3 protein-coding genes and 1 pseudogene are annotated in these 2,669 nt (G+C 75.1%); all 4 read right to left on the reverse strand.

The features are described 5' to 3' along the window. A pseudogene (locus DKT69_RS37125) lies at positions 1-205 on the reverse strand (phage shock envelope stress response protein PspM); the annotation flags it as partial. Positions 206-228: 23 nt separating this feature from the next. Beyond that, the gene (locus tag DKT69_RS37130; RefSeq protein ID WP_109806016.1) at positions 229-1,098 is read right to left on the reverse strand and encodes a PspA/IM30 family protein; all 870 of its coding nucleotides are present in this window, start codon (positions 1,096-1,098) and stop codon (positions 229-231) included. Between the two features lie 195 nt (positions 1,099-1,293). After that, on the reverse strand, positions 1,294-1,743 hold the full coding sequence (locus DKT69_RS37135; protein WP_109806017.1) for a helix-turn-helix domain-containing protein: 450 nt from the start codon (positions 1,741-1,743) through the stop codon (positions 1,294-1,296). 219 nt (positions 1,744-1,962) lie between these two features. Continuing rightward, complete coding sequence (locus DKT69_RS37140) at positions 1,963-2,520, reverse strand: CinA family protein (protein ID WP_109806018.1); 558 nt, start codon at positions 2,518-2,520, stop codon at positions 1,963-1,965. Positions 2,521-2,669 lie beyond the last annotated feature (149 nt).

Consider the following 2,669-nt stretch of genomic DNA (forward strand, 5'->3'; position numbering starts at 1 on the left):
ACCGCAGGTCGATCCAGCGCCAGGCGGCGACCGCGATCGCGCTGCCGGCGGCGCCGGCCCAGGCCGCGTCCGGCAGGCCGAGCCCGGCGTACGGGGTCAGCACGGCCGCGGCGCCGCCGAGCCCGCCGGCCAGTACGCTCCACCGCCGGGCGGAGCGTCGCAACCGGCGCAGCCGGCGGAAGTGTCGCGCTCGCTCGTCTGTCATCCCCGCCTCCTCGCGCCGCCGGGTCAGCTCGCGGCGGTGCTGTCCCCGGTGCCGCGTTCCCGGCTCATGCTGGCCCGGATCTCGTCGAGCCGGGCGGCGGCCGGGTCGGTGGCCGGCGCGCTCTCGCCGCCCTGCGCCACCGCGGGCCGTTCCTGCCGGCCGGTGAGCTGCTCGCCGGCCATGCTCGACCGGATCTGCTCCAGTCTGGCCGACCCGGCCGAGTCGAGGGTGGCCTTCTGGATCTCGAGCATCCGGCCCTCGACCGAGTTGCCGGCCAGCTCGGCCCGGCCCATCGCGGTGGCGTACCGGCGCTCGATCCGATCCCGCACCTCGTTCAGCGACGGGGTGCTGCCGGGGGCGGTCAGCGAGGACATCGACTCCAGCGAGCGGGCCACGCTCTCCTGCATCTTGGCCTGCTCGAGCTGGCTGAGCAGCTTGGTCCGCTCGGCCAGCTTCTGCTGGAGGATCATCGAGTTGTTCTCCACCGCCTTGCGGGCCTGGCCGGCCGCGCCGAGCGCCTGGTCGTGCAGCGTCTTCAGGTCCTCGGTGGCCTGCTCGGCGGAGACCAGCTGGGTCGCGAGGAGCTGGGCGGACTGCTCGTACCGGCCGGCCTCGGCCTCGTCGCCCTTGGCCCGGGCCTGGTCGGCGAGGACCAGGGCATGCCGGGCGTTGGCCTGGAGCTGCTCGACCTCGGACATCTGCCGGGACAGTTTCATCTCGAGCTGGCGCTGGTTGCCGATCACGGCGGCCGCCTGCTGGACCAGCGCCTGGTGCTGCCGCTGGGCCTCCTCGATGGCCTGCTGGATCTGCACCTTCGGGTCGGCGTGCTCGTCGATCTTCGCGCCGAAGAGCGCCATCAGGTACTTCCAACCCTTGACGAACGGGTTAGCCATCTCCGCGTTGTCCCCTCAGTAGCGTCGCTCCGCCTCGGCCGGGCCGGGCGGGGCCGACCGGCGGGCCGCGCGGCGTGCCTCCATCGTCCCAGCCCGACGCCAGCCCGGCATCCGTACGGCGAGGGGGCGGTCACGCTGCCCTGATCAAACCCTACGCGGCGGGGGCCACCCCGGCCATGGCGCGCGGCGCGTGGGTCAGGCGGCGCAGACCACGTCCCGGTCCGCGGGGCGGACCCGGGTGCTGCGCAGCGTGGCCTTGAGCGGCGAATCCTGGCGGACCTGGACGGCCACCGCACCGTCGGTGGTGACCTGGCGGACCCCCCGGTTGGTGGCCTTGCGGACGGCGGCCGCGGGGACCGGCGTCGGCTCGGCCCGCTCCTCGACCACCGGGACCAACACTCCCGGCATCTGCTCGGCCAGGGCGACGGTGTCGCTGACCTCGCGGAGCAGCTCGGAGAGGCGGGCGCCGAGCGCGTCGCAGATGGCGGCCAGCAGCTCGCTGGAGGGCTCCTTCTGGCCGCGCTCGATCTCGGAGAGGTAGCCGAGGCTCACGTTGGCGGCGGAGGAAACCTCGCGCAGGGTGCGGTGCTGCCCCTGCCGGCGCGTCCGCAGAGCGTCACCGATCACGCGGCGTAGCAGGACCATCGCACCTCCCCCTGACGGGACCACCATCTCCGACCGGGGCGTACCGCGCCGGACCCGGCGGGCTGCCCCCGGCGTCGACGTCGACCGTCGAAGCCTTCCCGCAACCGTACCCGTTGGCCGGCCCGTCGACATCCCGCCCCGCCCCTCCAATCCCGCCGAGCCGCCCGCGGCGGCCACCCGGGGCAGGTTGCTCCGTCGGGAACCGTGCCGCGGCCGGCGTCACCGGTGACCCGCGCCCGCCGGGTCGCCCGCGCGGGCCGCGCCGGTCTGCTGGGCGTCTCGGATCCGCTCGGTCAGCAGCCGCAGCGCCTCGATCACCGCGGCCGAGCGGATGTGGTCCCGGCTGCCGTCCAGGTCGAGCTGCCGCACGTCCGTGCCGGTCGGGCCGGCCACGGCGACGTACACCAGGCCGACCGGCTTGCCGTCCTGCGGCTCCGGCCCGGCCACCCCGGTGGTGGCCAGCCCCCAGTCCGCCCCGCAGCGCCGGCGTCCGCCCTCGGCGAGCGCGGCCGCCACGTCCGGGTCGACCGGGCCGCGCTCCGCGAGCAGTTCCGCCGGTACGCCGGCCAGCTCGGACTTCAGCTCGGTGGCGTAGACCACCAGGCCGCCCCGGTAGGTGCCGCTCACCCCGGCGATCTCCACGATCGCGGCGGAGAGCAGCCCCCCGGTGAGCGACTCGATGGTGGCCAGCGTCTCGTGCCGCTGCGAAAGGCTGTGCACGACGGCCGCCGCCGGGCTGCCGGCCGGCCGCTCCCCGTTCGCGTCCCGATCATCCATGCCTCAGGCCCTTCCCTCCCCGACGCCGCCTACTCATGCTCCCGCGGATCCGTCGATCATGAGGTTATCGCCAGGAGACGCCGGGACGGCGGACAACAACTCCATGATCACCGATTTCAGGCCCCGGGGGCGGGAGCGGAGGCCGGGGG

Source organism: Micromonospora sicca, from assembly GCF_003172935.1.
Classification (GTDB): Bacteria; Actinomycetota; Actinomycetes; order Mycobacteriales; family Micromonosporaceae; genus Micromonospora; species Micromonospora sicca.